The 16,592-nt window shown below is 63.4% G+C and carries 15 protein-coding genes and 1 pseudogene; 11 read left to right on the top strand and 5 right to left on the bottom strand.

Annotation, left to right across the window (positions count from 1 at the left end; all coding sequences use genetic code 11):
* The first annotated feature begins 125 nt into the window (after positions 1-125).
* Positions 126-1,649 (top strand): amino acid permease, encoded by a 1,524-nt coding sequence (locus tag H3Z74_RS01935; protein ID WP_187762341.1) that lies wholly within the window; start codon positions 126-128, stop codon positions 1,647-1,649.
* A gap of 415 nt (positions 1,650-2,064) precedes the next feature.
* Here the strand turns inward: H3Z74_RS01935 and H3Z74_RS01930 are convergent.
* Positions 2,065-3,064, bottom strand: a pseudogene (locus H3Z74_RS01930) (adenosine kinase).
* Between the two features lie 127 nt (positions 3,065-3,191).
* On the opposite strand from H3Z74_RS01930, the gene H3Z74_RS01925 reads away from it, so the two are divergent.
* The 3 genes from H3Z74_RS01925 (at position 3,192) to H3Z74_RS01915 (ending at position 4,668) form a co-directional block, all read left to right on the top strand.
* Complete coding sequence (locus H3Z74_RS01925) at positions 3,192-3,872, top strand: EI24 domain-containing protein (RefSeq protein ID WP_187762340.1); 681 nt, start codon at positions 3,192-3,194, stop codon at positions 3,870-3,872.
* Positions 3,869-4,252, top strand: a complete 384-nt coding sequence (locus tag H3Z74_RS01920; protein ID WP_187762339.1) for a hypothetical protein — start codon at positions 3,869-3,871, stop codon at positions 4,250-4,252. Before H3Z74_RS01925 ends, H3Z74_RS01920 begins: the two co-directional genes overlap by 4 nt.
* 149 nt (positions 4,253-4,401) lie before the next feature.
* Complete coding sequence (locus H3Z74_RS01915; RefSeq protein WP_187762338.1) at positions 4,402-4,668, top strand: hypothetical protein; 267 nt, start codon at positions 4,402-4,404, stop codon at positions 4,666-4,668.
* A 16-nt stretch (positions 4,669-4,684) separates the two neighbouring features.
* Here H3Z74_RS01915 and queG read toward each other — a convergent pair whose 3' ends face one another.
* Complete coding sequence (queG, locus tag H3Z74_RS01910; RefSeq protein ID WP_187762337.1) at positions 4,685-5,833, bottom strand: tRNA epoxyqueuosine(34) reductase QueG; 1,149 nt, start codon at positions 5,831-5,833, stop codon at positions 4,685-4,687.
* A gap of 42 nt (positions 5,834-5,875) precedes the next feature.
* On the opposite strand from queG, the gene H3Z74_RS01905 reads away from it, so the two are divergent.
* From H3Z74_RS01905 to H3Z74_RS01885, 5 genes are all read left to right on the top strand, one after another.
* Positions 5,876-6,793 carry an ABC transporter ATP-binding protein gene (locus H3Z74_RS01905; protein ID WP_187762336.1) on the top strand — a complete coding sequence of 306 codons (918 nt, stop codon included), beginning with the start codon at positions 5,876-5,878 and terminating at the stop codon, positions 6,791-6,793.
* On the top strand, positions 6,790-8,043 hold the full coding sequence (locus H3Z74_RS01900) for an ABC transporter permease (RefSeq protein WP_187762335.1): 1,254 nt from the start codon (positions 6,790-6,792) through the stop codon (positions 8,041-8,043). The genes H3Z74_RS01905 and H3Z74_RS01900 overlap by 4 nt, the downstream gene beginning before the upstream one ends.
* A gap of 101 nt (positions 8,044-8,144) precedes the next feature.
* A complete protein-coding gene (locus H3Z74_RS01895; protein WP_187762334.1) occupies positions 8,145-9,410 on the top strand; it encodes a cytochrome P450 in 1,266 nt (421 codons plus the stop codon).
* 100 nt (positions 9,411-9,510) lie between these two features.
* Positions 9,511-10,011, top strand: coding sequence for a peptide-methionine (R)-S-oxide reductase MsrB (msrB, locus tag H3Z74_RS01890; RefSeq protein ID WP_187762333.1), 501 nt, complete (start codon positions 9,511-9,513; stop codon positions 10,009-10,011).
* 91 nt (positions 10,012-10,102) lie between these two features.
* On the top strand, positions 10,103-10,753 hold the full coding sequence (locus H3Z74_RS01885) for an FABP family protein (RefSeq protein WP_187762332.1): 651 nt from the start codon (positions 10,103-10,105) through the stop codon (positions 10,751-10,753).
* A gap of 117 nt (positions 10,754-10,870) precedes the next feature.
* Here the strand turns inward: H3Z74_RS01885 and H3Z74_RS01880 are convergent, their stop codons facing one another.
* Together H3Z74_RS01880 and H3Z74_RS01875 are read right to left on the bottom strand one after the other, a co-directional pair.
* On the bottom strand, positions 10,871-11,431 hold the full coding sequence (locus tag H3Z74_RS01880; RefSeq protein WP_187762331.1) for a CHAP domain-containing protein: 561 nt from the start codon (positions 11,429-11,431) through the stop codon (positions 10,871-10,873).
* A 138-nt stretch (positions 11,432-11,569) separates the two neighbouring features.
* Positions 11,570-13,513 carry a M1 family metallopeptidase gene (locus H3Z74_RS01875; RefSeq protein ID WP_187762330.1) on the bottom strand — a complete coding sequence of 648 codons (1,944 nt, stop codon included), beginning with the start codon at positions 13,511-13,513 and terminating at the stop codon, positions 11,570-11,572.
* A gap of 113 nt (positions 13,514-13,626) precedes the next feature.
* Here H3Z74_RS01875 and H3Z74_RS01870 point away from each other — a divergent pair, with 113 nt between their 5' ends.
* On the top strand, positions 13,627-14,082 hold the full coding sequence (locus H3Z74_RS01870) for a hypothetical protein (protein WP_187762329.1): 456 nt from the start codon (positions 13,627-13,629) through the stop codon (positions 14,080-14,082).
* 456 nt (positions 14,083-14,538) lie between these two features.
* Here H3Z74_RS01870 and H3Z74_RS01865 read toward each other — a convergent pair whose 3' ends face one another.
* Positions 14,539-15,126, bottom strand: coding sequence for a cysteine hydrolase family protein (locus H3Z74_RS01865; RefSeq protein WP_187762328.1), 588 nt, complete (start codon positions 15,124-15,126; stop codon positions 14,539-14,541).
* 156 nt (positions 15,127-15,282) lie between these two features.
* On the opposite strand from H3Z74_RS01865, the gene pncB reads away from it, so the two are divergent.
* Positions 15,283-16,587: a nicotinate phosphoribosyltransferase gene (gene pncB / locus H3Z74_RS01860; protein WP_187762327.1), complete on the top strand. Its 1,305-nt coding sequence runs from the start codon at positions 15,283-15,285 to the stop codon at positions 16,585-16,587.
* The last annotated feature ends 5 nt before the right edge of the window (positions 16,588-16,592 follow it).

Genomic DNA, 16,592 nt, shown 5'->3' with positions numbered 1-16,592 from the left:
AGCATGCCGATCGGCAGCATTTCCGTAGCGGCAAACAGCGTGACGGATTGCGCCTGCCAGCTTTGGCCTTAAACACGCACCTTTCGCGATTCAGCAAATCGCAGATTGTTTTAGGGGACCCGTTCATGATCTTCGGGCGTATCAAATCACTCGACGCCATCCTTGCCACTGCCGAGAAGAAATCGCTGACGCGGTCGCTCGGTGCGTTTCAGCTGACCATGCTTGGCATCGGCGCGGTCATCGGCACCGGCATCTTCGTGCTGACGGCGGAAGCCGCGCAAAAGGCCGGGCCGGGCATGATGATCTCGTTCATCATCGCCGGCTTCGTCTGCGCCTTCGCGGCGCTCTGCTATTCGGAAATGTCGTCGATGGTGCCGGTGTCCGGCTCCGCCTACACCTATAGCTATGCCGTGATGGGCGAATTGATCGCCTGGATCGTCGGCTGGGCGCTGATCCTCGAATATGCCATCGCCGCTGGCGCGGTTTCAGTCGGCTGGTCCGGCTATGTCGTCGGGCTGATCCAGCACGCATTCGGGATAAACATACCGCATATGCTGGTCCGCGGACCCTATGACGGTGGCCTGATCAATCTTCCGGCGATGCTCATTGCGGGGCTGGTCACCTGGTTGCTGGTGATCGGCACCAAGGAAAGCGCAATGGTCAACGCGGTGCTGGTCGCGATCAAGATCACCGCGCTCACCTTGTTCATCGTGCTTGCCCTGCCGGCCATGAACATGGAGCAGTTCACGCCCTTCGCGCCACTCGGCTTTGGCGGCATCTCCGCTGCGGCCGCTTCGATCTTCTTCGCTTATGTCGGCTTCGATGCGGTCTCGACCGCGGCGGAAGAAACCAAGAACCCGCAGCGCAACATGCCCATCGGCCTGATCGGCTCGCTGACCGTCTGCACCGTCTTCTACATCCTCGTCGCAACCGGTGTCGTCGGTACCGTTGGGGCGCAGCCGGTATCCGGCCCGGGCGGCCAGGTCCTTGCGCCAGGCAGCATCGAGCTGGCCAACCAGTGCGCCGCGATCAAGGACGCAGCTGTCGTCTGCTCGAAGGAAGCGCTGGCCTGGACCATGCGCGAGATCGGGTGGAAGCAGATCGGCAATCTGATCGGCCTTGCCGCCGGCCTGGCCCTGCCTTCGGTCATCCTGATGATGATGTTCGGGCAGACCCGCATCTTCTTCGTGATGAGCCGTGACGGCCTGCTCCCGGCGGTGCTGTCAAAGGTCCATCCGCGGTTCCACACGCCGCATGTCATCACCATCATTACCGGCCTGTTCGTCGCCCTGTTCGCGGCGTTCTTCCCGGTCGGTCTGCTTGCCGACATCTCGAACTCAGGCACGTTATTCGCCTTTGCCGCGGTGTCGATCGCGGTGATGGTGCTGCGCCGCACGGATCCCGATCGCCATCGTCCGTTCCGGACTCCGGCAGTCATGGTGACGGCGCCGATCGCGATCCTGGGCTGCGCCTATCTGTTCTACAACCTAGGCATGCCGACCAAGCTGATGTTCGTTGGCTGGGCGGTGGTCGGCCTGATCGTGTATTTCAGCTATAGCCGTCACCGCAGCCATGTCGGCCGCGGCCTGGTGGAAGTCCATGAGATCGATAGCGACGCACCGCCCCAGCCGGTGCCGCCGATCGTCTAAGGCCGGATCGTCATTCGGGGAGCCGCGATGCGAGTCGCATCGGCATCGCGGCCCGAATTTCCGCTGTTTTCCGGAATAAAAAAACGCACCCCTGTTAAGTTGGATTTTCAAGCCGAATTCTTCGCCTGCCTTCAAGAGCTTGAGCCAGTTTTCCGCTGTTCCCGATAACAGGGGTGGAACAGCGGATAACAGGGGTGAGCCGACCCCTGTTATCGGCAGAAGCAGCGGGCGCGTTGCGCCGGTATTTTTCCAGTCATGTCAAAGAGCGGGACGGAACGCCGATTGCCCCCCGTCGGCCGTCACGCTGTCATGACCCGCTCCGGGGTTGAATCGGCACCGCCCGACCGCGGAAACGAAAAGGGGTGCTGTCCGACCGGACAGCACCCCTTTTTCGTTGGCATAGCGAAGAAGCGTGTCAGCCGAGCTTGCTCGCCACCAGCGCCTTCATGTCGACCATTGGCCGCGCGCCGATATGCGAGATGATCTCCGCCGCGCAGATCGCCCCCCAGGCGAAGCGACTCCTCGACCGACTTGCCCTGCGCCTGACCGGTCAGGAACCCGGCCGCGAACAGGTCGCCGGCGCCGGTCGTGTCGACCACCTTTTCGATCGGCTCGGCAGGAACCGCCACGGTATTGCCGCCCGACACCGCGATCGCGCCATTCTCGCTGCGCGTCACCACCAGCATCGGTACCTGCACCGCTGCTGCCGCCACCGCCGCGTCGAAATCCTCGGTCTCCATCAGCGCGAGGATTTCCGCTTCATTGGCGAACATGATGTCGATCAGGCCGTCGCTCATCAGCTTGCGGAAATCGCCGCCATGACGCGAGATGCAGAACACGTCCGACAGCGTGAAGGCGACCTTGCGGCTTGCCTTGCGCGCGATCTCGATCGCGGCGCGCATCGCCTGGCGCGGTTCTTCCGGATCCCACAAATAGCCTTCGAGATACAGGATCGCGCCGCTGGCGATCAGGTCACGGTCGAGCGCGCTGGCGGGCAGGAACTGCGACGCGCCGAGAAAGGTGTTCATCGTCCGCTGCCCGTCGGGCGTGACGAAGATCAGGCAGCGCGCGGTAGTCGGCGCGCCATCGCGGGCGACGGTGCCGAAGGCGACCCCGGTGGCGCGAATATCGTGCGCAAACACTTCCCCGAGCTGGTCATTCGCGACCTGTCCGATGAAACCGCACCGCGCACCAAGCGCAGCCATGCCGGCAACGGTGTTCGCGGCCGATCCACCGCTCGCTTCGATCCCCGGGCCCATCTTGGCATAGAGCGCATCAGCGTCCTCGGGTGAGAACATCAGCTGCATCGATCCCTTGGTCATCCCCTCCGCGGTGATGAAGGCATCGTCAGTCTGCGAAAGCACATCGACGATGGCGTTGCCGATCGCGACGACGTCATAGGTTGGGGTGGTCAAACAAAGTCTCCGGAAAAACGGGCCCGCCCGGGATTTGCCCCGAACGGAGAAGCATTCGCCCTAATTTGCCCATCCCCGCAGCGCAACCGCCGTTGACGTGGGCACGCCAAGGCCGCACCACGCTGTCATGATCCGCGCCTTTCTCCTGTCGGTCGGCCAGCTCGGCGACAAGCGCATCATGCTGGTGTTTCTCAAATCATTCGCCCTGACCTGCCTGATCCTCGCCGCGATCGGTGCGGGACTATGGTTCGGCGCATATTCGCTGCTCATCCGGATCGGCGCCAGCGCCGAGGTCACTGATCTCGCCGGTGTCGCTGTGGCGCTTGGCATCATACTCTCGGCATGGCTGCTGTTCCGCGCCACCGCGATCGCGGTGATCGGCATCTTCGCCGATGAGGTCGTACTGGCGGTAGAGGACAGATATTATCCCGCGGCGCTGGCGCAGGCGACCGACGTGCCGCTGGGCCGCTCGATCGTCATGGGCCTCGGTTCGGCGGGTCGGGCGATCGTGGTCAACCTCGCACTATCGCCGGTCTATCTGCTGCTGATCGTCACCGGTGTCGGCACGCCGATCCTGTTCTTCGTCGTCAATGGCTGGCTGCTCGGCCGCGACCTTGGCGACATGGTCGCGGCGCGGCATATGCCGCAGGCCGATCTGAAGGCGTGGCGCAGCACGACCAGGGTCAGCCGGTTCGCAATCGGACTGGTCGTCACCGGCCTGCTGGTCGTGCCGATCGTCGCCTTGTTCGCGCCGGTGCTCGGCGCGGCGATGGCGACACACTGGTTTCATGGAGGACGTACAGCGTGAAGCAATTGCTGATTGCGGCCGGGCTCGGCCTTTCATTGGCCGGTTGCGCGACCACCGGCACGCCAGCTCCAGCGAGAGCCCGGCCGCCGATCGTGCCGATTCCGACCACCAGCAACAATGTCGTCGGACTGGAACGGGTGATGGGTCAGAATGCGCGCGGCCTGGTCGCCTTGTTCGGCCGGCCCGGTGCCGACCTGCTCGAAGGCGATGCGCGCAAGCTGCAGTTCGCCAGCGGCACCTGTGTGCTCGACGCCTATCTCTACCCCAAGGGCAAGGCCGAACCGGTCGTCACCCATGTCGATGCACGCCAGACCGACGGCAGCCCGGTCGACCGCGCCAGCTGCGTGGCGGCGCTGTCGATGAAGGCGCAGGGGAAGTAAGGCGCGGCGAACAAAACCGGCGATGGGATAGATCGCCAGCTGTCACGCTCCTCATTGGTTCAATGGTAATCTGGCGACGATTACCCCTTATTGGACAACCTCGGACTGCGCACATTGGCAGGGATGTGACCATCAGCTAGGTTTTGCTGATGGCACAAACGCAACAGAGCTTCGTCAATAAAAAGGACGGACCGATTTACATCTCGGTCGAGATCTGGCCGGAGTGCTTCGAGTTGGAGCCAGGCGACAAGTTGACCCTGATCTGGGATGCTCCCGACAAGGAAGACGCGGCTCAGGTCGATTTCGTCAACGATCGGGAGCTTGTCGTATGGCCGAATGGCGAAATTGACGATATGCAATTTCTTATCAACGGAGAACCTGCTGGGGATCGCAGTTGGGTGTTCAAGCACAAATAGCCCGATTGGCTGCAACTCAGATCCATTCCGCTAACACTGCCTCATCGACCTCAGTAGCAAACCGCCCATCCCGCTCTGCCATCCAGCGCACCGGATCCAACCGCGACAACGCCCATACCGCCGCGCCGCGCACGACCGGGGCCGGATCGTCCAGCAACCCGGCCACCTCGCTGACCAATCCCACCGATCCGCTGTTCCCCGCCGCGATCAACGCATTGCGCACCATCCGGTCGCGCCCGATGCGCTTGATCGGTGAGCCCGCGAACACCTGGCGGAATCCAGCATCGTCCAGTGCCATCAGGTCGGCAAGCTCCGGCGCGACCAGTTCAGCGCGCGGCGCGAATGCCATGTTCGCATGCGCGGCCTCGGCGAACTTGTTCCATGGACACACTGCCAGGCAATCATCGCAGCCATAGATGCGATTGCCCATCGCCGCGCGAAATTCGGTCGGGATCGGTCCGGCATGCTCGATCGTCAGATAGGAAATGCAGCGCCGTGCATCGAGCCGATAGGGAGCGGGAAAGGCGTTGGTGGGGCACGCCCGCTGGCATGCATCGCACGACCCGCAAGTGTCGCTGCCGCCCGGATCGGTCGCCAGATCGGCAGTGGTGTAGATCGCGCCGAGAAACAGCCAGCTGCCATGCTCGCGGCTGACCAGATTGGTGTGCTTGCCCTGCCAGCCAAGCCCCGCCGCTTCGGCGAGCGGCTTTTCCATCACTGGCGCGGTATCGACGAACACCTTGACGTCGGCGTCCTTCAATTCACCGACCAGCCAGCGCGCCAGCGCCTTCAGATTGCGCTTCACCACATCGTGATAGTCACCACCCTGCGCATAGATCGAGATTCGCCCGACTTCGCCTTCCGCGGCGAGCCGCAGCGGATCGGTCGCCGGCGCATAGCTCATCCCCAGTGCGATCACGCTGCGCACCTCGGGCCATAAAGCCGCGGGGCTTTCGCGGTGGTGCGCACGCGCCTCCATCCAGATCATATCGCCATGCGCGCCCTCCGCGAGCCATTGCCGCAGCCGCTCGGCAGTGCGCGGCGCGGCATCGGCGCGCGCCACGCCGCACGCGGCGAAACCGAATTCGCCCGCCTTCGCCTTCAGGCGATCGGTAAACTGCCTGCCCGCCTCAGGGTGGCCCTTGAACTGCTTGTCTTCGCGCACCCGCACCCGCTACCACGAGCCGGCAGAACAAGGGAATTTTCGTTGAACCAGGGCCTCGCGATCAGCGCCACGGGACTGATCAAGAATTTCGGTGGCCGCCGTGTGGTCGATGGAATCGACATCGCCGTGCCGCGCGGCGTCATCTACGGTGTGCTTGGCCCCAATGGCGCGGGCAAGACCACGACCTTGCGCATGCTGCTCGGCATCATCGAGCCTGATGGCGGCCACCGCACCCTGCTCGGGCATGACCGCCCACGCGAGGCGAGCGACCAGATCGGTTATCTGCCCGAGGAACGCGGTCTTTACCCGGCGATGAAGGCAAAGGACGCGATCGCCTTTCTCGGCGCGCTGCGCGGCCTCGATCTCAAGACCGGACGCAAGCGCGCCGTAACCCTGCTCGAGGCAGCGGGCCTCGGCCATGCCGTCGACACCAAGATCCGCAAATTGTCCAAGGGCATGGCGCAACTCGTCCAGTTGCTCGGCTCGGTCGTGCATCAACCCGAGTTGCTGGTGCTCGACGAACCCTTTTCGGGGCTCGACCCGGTCAATCAGGAACGGCTCGAGGCCTTGATCCTCGCCGAGCGCGATCGCGGCGCGACGATCCTTTTCTCGACTCACGTCATGGCCCATGCCGAGCGGCTGTGCGACCGGCTGGCGATCATCGCCGGAGGCAAGCGCCGCTTCGAAGGTACGGTCAACGAAGCACGCGGCACGCTGCCGATGCGCGCGCACTATATCCCGCATCATGACGGAGACGGCATTGCCGCCTTGCTCCCCGCCGATGCCGCGCGCGACAGCGACGGATGGCGCTTCACCGTGCCCAAGGAGGGAATCGAAACCTTGCTGGTAAGACTGATCGACGCCGGATTCGGCATTTCCGGCCTGTCGATCGAACGTCCCGGCCTGCACGATGCATTCGTGCGGATCGTCGGCGCCGACGCGCTGGAGCAGGCGGCATGAGCAACCCGCAAGTCGGCAATACCCGACGCCTGATCCGCCAGACCATGACCATCGCCCGGCGCGACTTCATCGCGACGGTGTTCACCCCGACTTTCCTGATCTTCCTCTTCGCGCCGCTGATCATGGGGTCGTTCGGTGCGATCGGCGGCATGGGCGCGATGACCGTCACGCAAAGCGGCGAGAACAAGAATCGCATCGTCGCGATCGTCGCGCCGGGACAGGGTGTCGTGATGAAGGACATGGACGCACGGCTGCGTCGCGTGTTCCGCGCCACCGAAAAGCCGCCCGAACTGCTGCTGATCGAAACACCGCAAGCCGACACCCGGGCCCAGGCCCAGGCATTCTTCGGTGCCAGGGATTATGACGTCCAGTCGGCGCTCTACGGTCCCCTCGACAAGCCGGTCATCCTATACGGCGCGCAAGGGTCCCGCACTGCCGATTATCTCGCCGAACTGGCCGAGGCGACGCTACGTGCCGATCGTTCCGGCGGCACCGCACCGCTCAGCACGCCGATCAGAACCCTCATCGCGCGCGAGCGCACCTCGATCGGCGGACAGAATCAGGCAGCTTTCTTCACCGTGTTCGGCATCTTCTTCCTCACGTTGCTGCTCGCCGGCCAGGCGGTCGGCACGATGGCGGAGGAGCGCAGCAACAAGGTGATCGAGGTTCTCGCCGCCGCGGTACCGCTGGAATCCGTTTTTCTGGGCAAGCTGATCGGCATGTTCGGCGTGGCCATCCTGTTCGTCGGTTTCTGGGGGACGTTGGTCAGCCAGATCGGTGCGATCACGCCCCCTGGGTTTGCCCAAGCGCTGAAGGAAATTGGCCCGGCGGTCGGCATGCCCGTCTATATCGCCCTGTTCTTCGGCTATTTCACCATGGCGTATATGCTGCTCGGCGCGGTGTTTCTCAGCGTCGGCGCCCAGGCCTCGACGATGCGCGAGATCCAGATGCTGTCGCTGCCGATCACCATCGTGCAGGTCGCGATGTTCGGCCTCGCTGCCACCGCCGCGTCACAGCCGGGCACACCGCTCGCGACCTTTGCTGAGATTTTTCCGCTCTCCTCGCCCTTCGCCATGGCGGCGCGCGCGGCAAATCAGCCGGAAATCTGGCCGCATATCGCAGCGCTCCTTTGGCAAGCGCTATGGGTCGCGATCGTCATTACGATCGGCGCACGCGCTTTCCGCCGCGGCGTGCTGCAGTCGGGCAGCGGCAAGATGAATTTGAAAGCGATGTTCCGGCGCGGCGGCTGACGAAAAATCGCGTCCGCCCCTCGCCCCATCGCAAAAGGTTGCAAAACGCTATTGACCGGAGTGTCAGTTAGAGCTTTCTTTCGATTAGAGGAGAGTCGAAAATGGCGACATTAGCGCAAGACGTCGGAGCGCAGGATCAGACCGCGCCCAAACCACCGCGAGTGGTCGACCCGCTCGATGTGAGCCGCCCCGAACTCTATCGCGACGACACCTGGCACGAGCCATTTCGCCAGCTTCGCGCCGAAGCGCCGGTGTACAAGGTCGAGCAAAGCGGTTTCGGTACCTTCTGGTCGGTCTCTACCTACAAGCCGATCGTCGAGGTTGAATCGCTTCCCGATATCTATTCCTCCGAAGCCGGCGGCATCACCATCGCCGATTTCATCGAGGAACGCAGCGATGTGCGCATGCCGATGTTCATCGCGATGGACCGGCCCAAGCATACCGGCCAGCGCCGCACCGTCGCCCCCGCCTTCACGCCGAGCGAAATGGTCCGCATGTCGGATAATATCCGCATGCGTACGGCCGAGATTCTCGACACGCTCCCCTGGGGCGAGGAATTCGACTGGGTCGACACCGTGTCGATCGAACTGACCACGCAGATGCTGGCGATCCTGTTCGACTTTCCGTGGGAGGATCGGCGTAAGCTGACCTTCTGGTCCGACTGGGCCGGCGATATCGAACTGGTCAAAACCGAGGAATTGCGGCTCCAGCGGCTGCAATACATGTATGAATGCGGCGGCTATTTCCAGAAACTGTGGGACCAGAAGGTCGGCAAGGAGCCGACCCCGGACCTGATCTCGATGATGATCCATTCCGATGCGATGCGCGAAATGGACCAGATGGAATTCCTCGGTAATCTGATCCTGCTGATCGTCGGCGGCAACGACACGACGCGCAACTCGATGACCGCCGCGGCCTATGGCCTCGACCTGTTTCCCGATGAGCGCACCCGGCTCGAAGCAGACCCGTCACTGATCCACAACACAGTTCAGGAAATCATCCGCTGGCAGACGCCGCTCGCCCATATGCGCCGCACCGCGACGCAGGACACGGTGCTGGAAGGGCAGGAGATCAAGCAGGGCGACAAGCTCGCGCTCTGGTATCTCTCGGCCAATCGCGACGAGAGCGTGTTCGAAAATGCCGACAAGATCATCGTCGACCGGCCCAACGCACGTCGTCACCTCGCCTTTGGCCATGGCATCCATCGCTGCGTCGGCGCGCGGCTGGCCGAGTTGCAGATCGCGACCCTGCTGGAGGAAATGGCCAAGCGCCGCATGCGCGTGAACGTCGTCGGCGAGCCCGAGCGCGTCGCCGCATGCTTCGTCCATGGCTATCGCAAGCTGCCGGTCGAGATTTCGAAATATTGACCCTGGCAAAGCCCCCTCCTCCGGGAGGGGGCGACCAGATGCATCTCGAATGCCGGAACGCGCGTAACTATTGTCGCGTTACCGACGAATGAGAAGCATGATGATCCAGAACCGACGTGCCTTTCTGACGATCGCCGGCAGCAGCGCTGCCGCCGTCGCCCTGTTCGGGTGCCGCGGCGCCACCGCCGGTGCGCCCGAGACATTCGAATACCGGCTGACCGATGCCGAGTGGAAAGCCAAGCTCTCACCCGCCGCCTATCAGACGCTGCGCCATGAAAGCACCGAACGGCCGGGGTCGAGCTCGCTCAACAACGAACATCGCGCCGGCATCTTCTCCTGCGCGGGCTGCGCACTGCCGCTCTATTCATCGAAGACCAAGTTCGACAGCGGCACCGGCTGGCCGAGCTTCTGGCAACCGCTGGCGAATGCGGTACGCACGCGCAAGGACAGCACGCTCGGTTTCACCCGCACCGAAGTGCATTGCCGCCGCTGCGGCGGGCATCTCGGCCATGTCTTCGAGGATGGCCCGCCGCCGACCGGCAAGCGCTATTGCATGAATGGCGTGGCGATGGCGTTCACCCTGGGCAAGGTTCCCGGGTAGGGTATAGCCTTTCGCATAGATTGCGGTCGGGCACGGCCCCGCGATAGACATGCCCTGCCGGCGCCATTGCCGGAGTTCGAAGGGCGACGCGATGAGCATCTTTCCGGCCGACATCTTCACCGAACCGACCGATGTCGACCCCGACACGCTCGCCAATCTCGGTCCGTTGCGGCGGCTCGCCGGGACCTGGCAGGCCGACAAGGGCATCGACCTCAATCCCAAGGCGGACGGGCCGGAACGGCGCATCTTTCGCGAGCATATCGTGATGGAGCCGATCGACCCGCAGGCCAATGGCCCGCAACTATTCTACGGCTTGCGCTATCACATCCATATCAACACGCCCGAGGAGGATATCACCTTCCATGACCAGGTCGGCTATTGGCTGTGGGAGCCCGCGACCGGCCTGGTGATCCAGACCGTCGCCATCCCCCGTGGCCAGGTGCTGATCGCATCCGGGCAGGCAGCGCCCGATGCCGCGACGCTGGAACTGAGCGCGACGCGCGGGCAGACCGAGTACGGTATCTGCTCAACCGCTTTCCTCGAATATGCCTTTCGCACCGACGCCTATCGCATCGCCATCAACTTCGAGCCCGATGGGTCATGGAGCTATGTTACCGACACGACGCTGACCGTGCACGGCCGCGCCGATCCCTTCTCGCACCGCGACCAGAACACGCTGCGCAAGATCGCGGAGGCCGAGCCGAATCCGTTGGCGCGGTTGCTCAAGGCAAAGCAGGGCTGAGGGGGAAACAACCATCGTCATCCCCGCGAAAGCGGGGATCCCGCTTCTTTCTCTTCAGGAGAGCGGGGCAAGGCAGCGGGATCCCCGCTTTCGCGGGGATGACGGACGGGGCGAGCTTTAGAAAGCGACGCGATCCACCAGCGAGAGGACGCCGTTCGCGCTGTTCTGATGAGCGGCCATCGTCACCGGGGCCACCTCATCCAGCGTGTCGTCCTGCCGCGGTGCGCCGTCCGAATAGATGAAGCCATTGGCGACATAAGCGGTCGTGCCAAGGCCGCCATTGCTGGCGAACCACACTTTGACCAGGCTCCAGTCGCCCGCTGCCGATACGTCGACTGCGCGGACATTGCGTTCGATCCCGCCGCGGCGCGACCAATTGGCATGGGTGAGCAGAACTTCACGATCGCTGACGATGCCCGACACCATCGCGACATGGCCGAGACGCATACGACCGTTCGAGGCGAAGGACAGGACGGCGCCGACCTTGGGAGCATGGCCACGAGCGTAACGGCCAGCGGCCTGGCCCCACCAGGTGTTGGCATTGCCATGAATGTTGATGCCGGAAATGGTGCGGGCATAGGGAGCGCACTGCCAGAATTGGGCAGAAGCCGGTGTCGCCGTCAGCAAGGCGCACGATACCACCAGCGCAAAACGCGCTGCCAAAGCCCGAAAATTCATGTGACCCCCTCAGGTCGCGACCATTCGTTGGATCGTCCAAAGCAGGTCGCGGCGGCGGTGGAAACCCCGCGACCGCGACCAATGGAACCTTTTCCGACGAAACGAGTTGACCGCGCGATGACTGCCCGATGAACGGCGTTATTGCGTGGTTTTCCAGCCGACAATCTTGTCGACCGTGCCCGATGTGACCGGGTGATAGCCCGCCCGCGCCTCAGCATAGATTCGTTTTGCCAGCGCCTGGCCGTGCGCGCCGTCACCCATCAGCGTGGTGAATAGCGGCGCGACGAACTTGCGCCGCCCCTGTGCGAGCAGGAACTGCTCGGCCGATTTTTCACCGCGCGCATAGCGATTCGGCAGCACCAGCTGCAGCCACACGAAGCGAATCTCGCTATTGCCGGTGTCCGACCAGGCGAAGCGATCATCGAGCGCCTTGATCCGCTCCGCCGGCAGCGTGCGCGGCAATTGCGTGATGAAGCGCATCGTTTCCTGCGTCGTGACATTGCCTGGCACCGCCGCGACCGGACCGCCGGCGGCGAACGCCTTGGCCGCCGCGTCGATCGCCGGGAATGCGTCGGACGTCACATGCACCGCATTGGCCGGGATACCCGGCTGATAGGCCCATTGGTCGATGCCGATCTTCGCCTCGAGCGCCTTGTCGCCCTTGATCAGATTCTCGCGCAGATCCTTGAGGAACCCGGCAGTGGTCTGCGGTTGAAAGGCATGGCGGTCGAAATAGGCGCGCAGATATGCGTCCCATTTCGCGCGGCCCACCGCGGCCTCGATCGTGCGCAGGAACGTCGCGCCCTTGTCATAGGCGATCTGGGTCATGCCATCGTCGGGCGAGCGGTTGAGGGGAATGTCGAGGCGCAGCTGCGTATCCTTCGACGCCGGTCCGCCCGCTTCCTTGATCGCGGCCTGCATGTCGCTCCATGACAGATCGGCCTCCATCGCGGCGCGTTTCGGGCCATAGATTTTCTCCATGATCCGGTTCTCGAAATAGCTGGTGAAGCCTTCATTCAGCCAGAAATCATTCCACGTCGCATTGGTGACGAGATTGCCCGACCAGCTATGCGCCAGTTCATGCGCGATCAGGCTGACGAGGCTGCGGTCGCCGGCAATCGCGGTCGGCGTGGCAAAGGTCAGGCGCGGATTTTCCATCCCCCCGAACGGAAAGCTCGGCGGCAGCACGAGCAGGTCGTAGCGGCCCCAGCGATACGGTCCGTACAGGCTTTCGGCGGCATCGACGAACTTCTCCAGTTCGCCAAATTCCTTGGCCGATTTCTCCAGCATCGACGGCTCGGTCCAGATGCCGGTGCGCGGCCCCGTTGCCTGGAAGCGCAAATCGCCGACCGCCAGCGCGATCAGATAGGGCGCGACCGGCTTGTCCATCACATAGCTGAACGTACGCATGTTATGGGGCGCGGTCTGGCCCAGCGCCGATTTCGATTCGCCGCTCATCACCGCGGTCAGCCCCTCGGGCACGGTGATCTTGGCCTCCCAGGTCTGGCGGATGCCGGGCGAATCCTGAGTCGGGATCCAGCTGCGGTTGAGGATCGCTTCGCCCTGGCTGAACAGATAGGGCAATTTCTTGCCTGCGGTCTGCGCCGGGGTCAGCCATTGCAGTGCATCGGCCTTGGGCGATGTCGAATAGGCGATCTTGATCTTGCGTGCCCCTTTTATATCGATGGGGCCAAGCGTGACGGTCAGCGGTGCGCCGTGGATCGGGTCGACCGCCCCGAGCGTGAAGGGCAAGGGCTTGCCCGCAGCATCGGTCACCGCAGTGACGGTCAGGTTGCGCGTATCGAGGACGATCTGCTTCGCGGTTGGCGCTGCGTCGACATCGAGCGTCGCGCTCCCCGACAGGGTGTGCGCCGCAAAATCGGTGGTCAGATCGATCGCGACATGCGTGACCCGCGCCTCGGCCGGGTTGGCATAGCTGTGAATGTCCTTCGCATCCGGCGTCAGCAGCACTTGCGACACGGCGGGCGCGTCATCGGCCGCCTTGGCCGCGCCATTTTTCGCGGCGGTGCAAGAGGCGAGGACAGCGGCGAGCGCAATCAGCGAAACGGTGGCGATACGCATGGAAGGACCTTTGCGAGAATGAATACCGGCCTTGCTAGCCTGCACCGGGCCGGGAATGAAGCCCATCCGTCACCCCTCTCGCCAACCCATGCCACGCCGACTATTATGCGGCCATGAAATTGCTCGTTCTGGCCCTGTGCCTGCCGCTGATCGCCTGTTCGCAAAGCCGGGGCGTCGGCAACGACACCGGCCTGTTCGGATCGGACAACAGCACCGCGATGACTCCCGGCGCGCGCGCAGTGCAGATCGGCGAAGGCGGCCCCACCTTCAACGCCTGCGCAACGGTCGGCCGCGTGGTCAATCTGTCGCCCGGCGGCGAGACCTACCTGCCAGTCCGGGCCGCGCCCTTTGTCGAGGCCGATGAGTTGGTGCAGCTCTCCAACGACGCCCGTATCTATGTCTGCACCCGCTCGATCGACCAACGCTGGCAGGGCGTGGTCGTGCCCCCCTCCGACGCACCCGACACCGATTGCGGCGTCCTCGCACCGGTGGAGAGCCCGCGCAATTACACCGGGCCGTGCAAAAGCGGCTGGGTGTCGAGCGCTTTTGTCCGGCTGACCTCGGGTTAGATCATGGTGAGGCGTTTGCACGGACGCTGCGGCTTCCGGTGCGCTGGCGAGCCCGGCACGGAATGGCATTACAGCTTCTGAGCGCGCATTGGAACGCTGTCGTCGTCCTGGCTGTAGCGACCGGCGCTTGCCGGTTCGGGAACGAACAGCGGGAGATATGTTACACCGGTATGTTGCATATCTCCCCTTCCGTCATCCTTAGTGATACGATTATATAATTATTATATATCAAATACTTATGCTTGTGCTGTGTTGAAATAGCTCTCCGCCATCATCGGGAGAGTGAGGATCGACTTTTTCTGAGAGTTCGGGGCAAGGCAGCCGGATCCCCGCTTTCGCGGGGAGGACGGGGACTGGCATCTCTCACCAAATATCCGCCTTACGCCCTGTCGATTTGACTTCGCCCAGGCTATTCGCGCTTGGCATCAAGGCATCCGACTGAACCCGCGGCGTGTTCTAGCTGATGGAAACGTCCGCTTGCGCCCATTCCTCGGCAGCGACGGCATCGATCTGACGCACGATTCCCCTGGTCAGCGCGCCTGGAATCGTCACCTTGAACCCGCGCTCGATCAGCCCTTCGACCGCCCAGCGGACGCAATAATCGGCCGCGACACCAATCACCCGAACATGATCCACACCATCCTGCTTCAGCCTGGCGAAAAACGCGTCGCGCGGCACCCGCACCTCAGCCTTGCCGATCGACTCGATCACGACATCGGCCTCCGCCCACATATCGAACACCCCCTTTTCGAGGCGATAGCAGCGGATCGCAGGATCGACCGCCGCCGGGTCGAGTAGCGGTGCCCAGCCCGGGGTGCCGCGCATGCAGTGCGGCGGGAACTCCTTCGCTTCCTCCGATCGCGCATAGATCTCCGGCACATGGGTATCGGCAGTGAACAGCACGCCAGCAGTGTCATCCGGCCGCAAGGCGCGGAGCCATGCGGTCATCGGTGCAATCAGCGCTTCGGCACCTGCCACCGGTAATGCGCCACTGGGGTTGATGAAATCGCCCTGCACATCAACCACCACCACGAAGCTCCTCACCACCAATCTCCTTCCGATCCGTATGGCCTCATATCGCGCTAGTCTTTGCCGACAGCGTGGAACAGAATTTCCTCGGCTTCGACCGGGCGCCACGCGATGATGGGCCTTACAGCGCATGCCTTGCATCTGGCAGCCGGTTGAGCTGGAAGGGATTCCATGGCCGTCACCGACATCGCAACCCGCACCTATGACCATGGCTGGCGGCTCGACCCGATCGTCCGCTCGCTGCTCGACACCGATTTCTACAAGTTGCTCATGCTGCAGATGATCCGCCATCTGCACCCGGATGTGCAGGCGACCTTCGCGCTGATCAATCGCAGCAAGGCAATCCGCCTGGCCGAGGTGATCGACGAACGCGAGCTGCGCGAACAACTCGACCATGCCCGCACCTTGCGCTTCGGCAAGAAGGAACTGATCTGGCTGGCCGGTAACAGTTTTTACGGGCGAGAACGCATGTTCAGCCCCGATTTCATCGCCTGGCTCGCCGACTTCCGGCTTCCCGAATATCAGCTGCGTATCGTTGACGGCCAGTTCGAGCTGACGTTCGACGGCCCCTGGACTGACACGAGCATGTGGGAAGTTCCGGCGCTCGCGATCGTCAACGAACTGCGTTCACGCGCCGTGCTCCGGGGCAAGGGGCGGTTCGCGCTCGACATCCTCTATGCGCGCGGCAAGGCGCGATTGTGGGGCAAGGTCGAGCGATTGCGCCAGCTTCCCGATCTCGTCATTTCCGATTTCGGCACGCGGCGGCGACACGGCTTTCTGTGGCAGCGCTGGTGCGTCGAGGCGCTCAAGGAAGGATTGGGCGAGCGCTTCATCGGCACGTCGAACGTGCTGCTGGCGATGGACAATGACCTGGAAGCGATCGGCACAAACGCGCACGAACTGCCGATGGTGCAGGCGGCTTTGGCCGATGACGATGCCGGTGTGGCTGTCGCACCCTATCGCGTGCTCGAGGACTGGCGCGCGCATTATGACGGCAATTTGCTGATCGCGCTGCCCGATGCATTCGGTACCGCCGCCTTTCTGCGCAACGCCCCCGACTGGCTTGCCGACTGGACCGGCTTTCGCCCCGACAGCGCTCCGCCGATTGCGGGCGGCGAGCAGATCATCGCCTGGTGGCAAGCGCATGGCCGCGACCCGCGCGACAAATTGCTGATCTTTTCCGACGGCATGGATGTGGAATCGATCGAGGCAACCTATCGCCATTTTCACGGCCGGGTGCGGATGAGCTTTGGCTGGGGCACCAATTTGACCAATGACTTCCGCGATTGCGACCCTGACGGCGCGCACGGACTGGAACCGATCTCGCTCGTCGCCAAGGTCATCCGCGCAAACGGCCGCCCCGCGGTCAAACTGTCCGATAATCCCGCCAAGGCAACCGGCGACCCGACCGAGATCGCACGCTATCTGCGCATCTTTGGAGGCGATGGCCGGGCCGAAACCAAGGTCGAGGTCTGATTTGC

The organism is Sphingomonas alpina (assembly GCF_014490665.1).
GTDB classification, from domain to species: Bacteria; Pseudomonadota; Alphaproteobacteria; order Sphingomonadales; family Sphingomonadaceae; genus Sphingomonas; species Sphingomonas alpina.
This window is presented reverse-complemented; position numbering and strand designations above follow the sequence as displayed.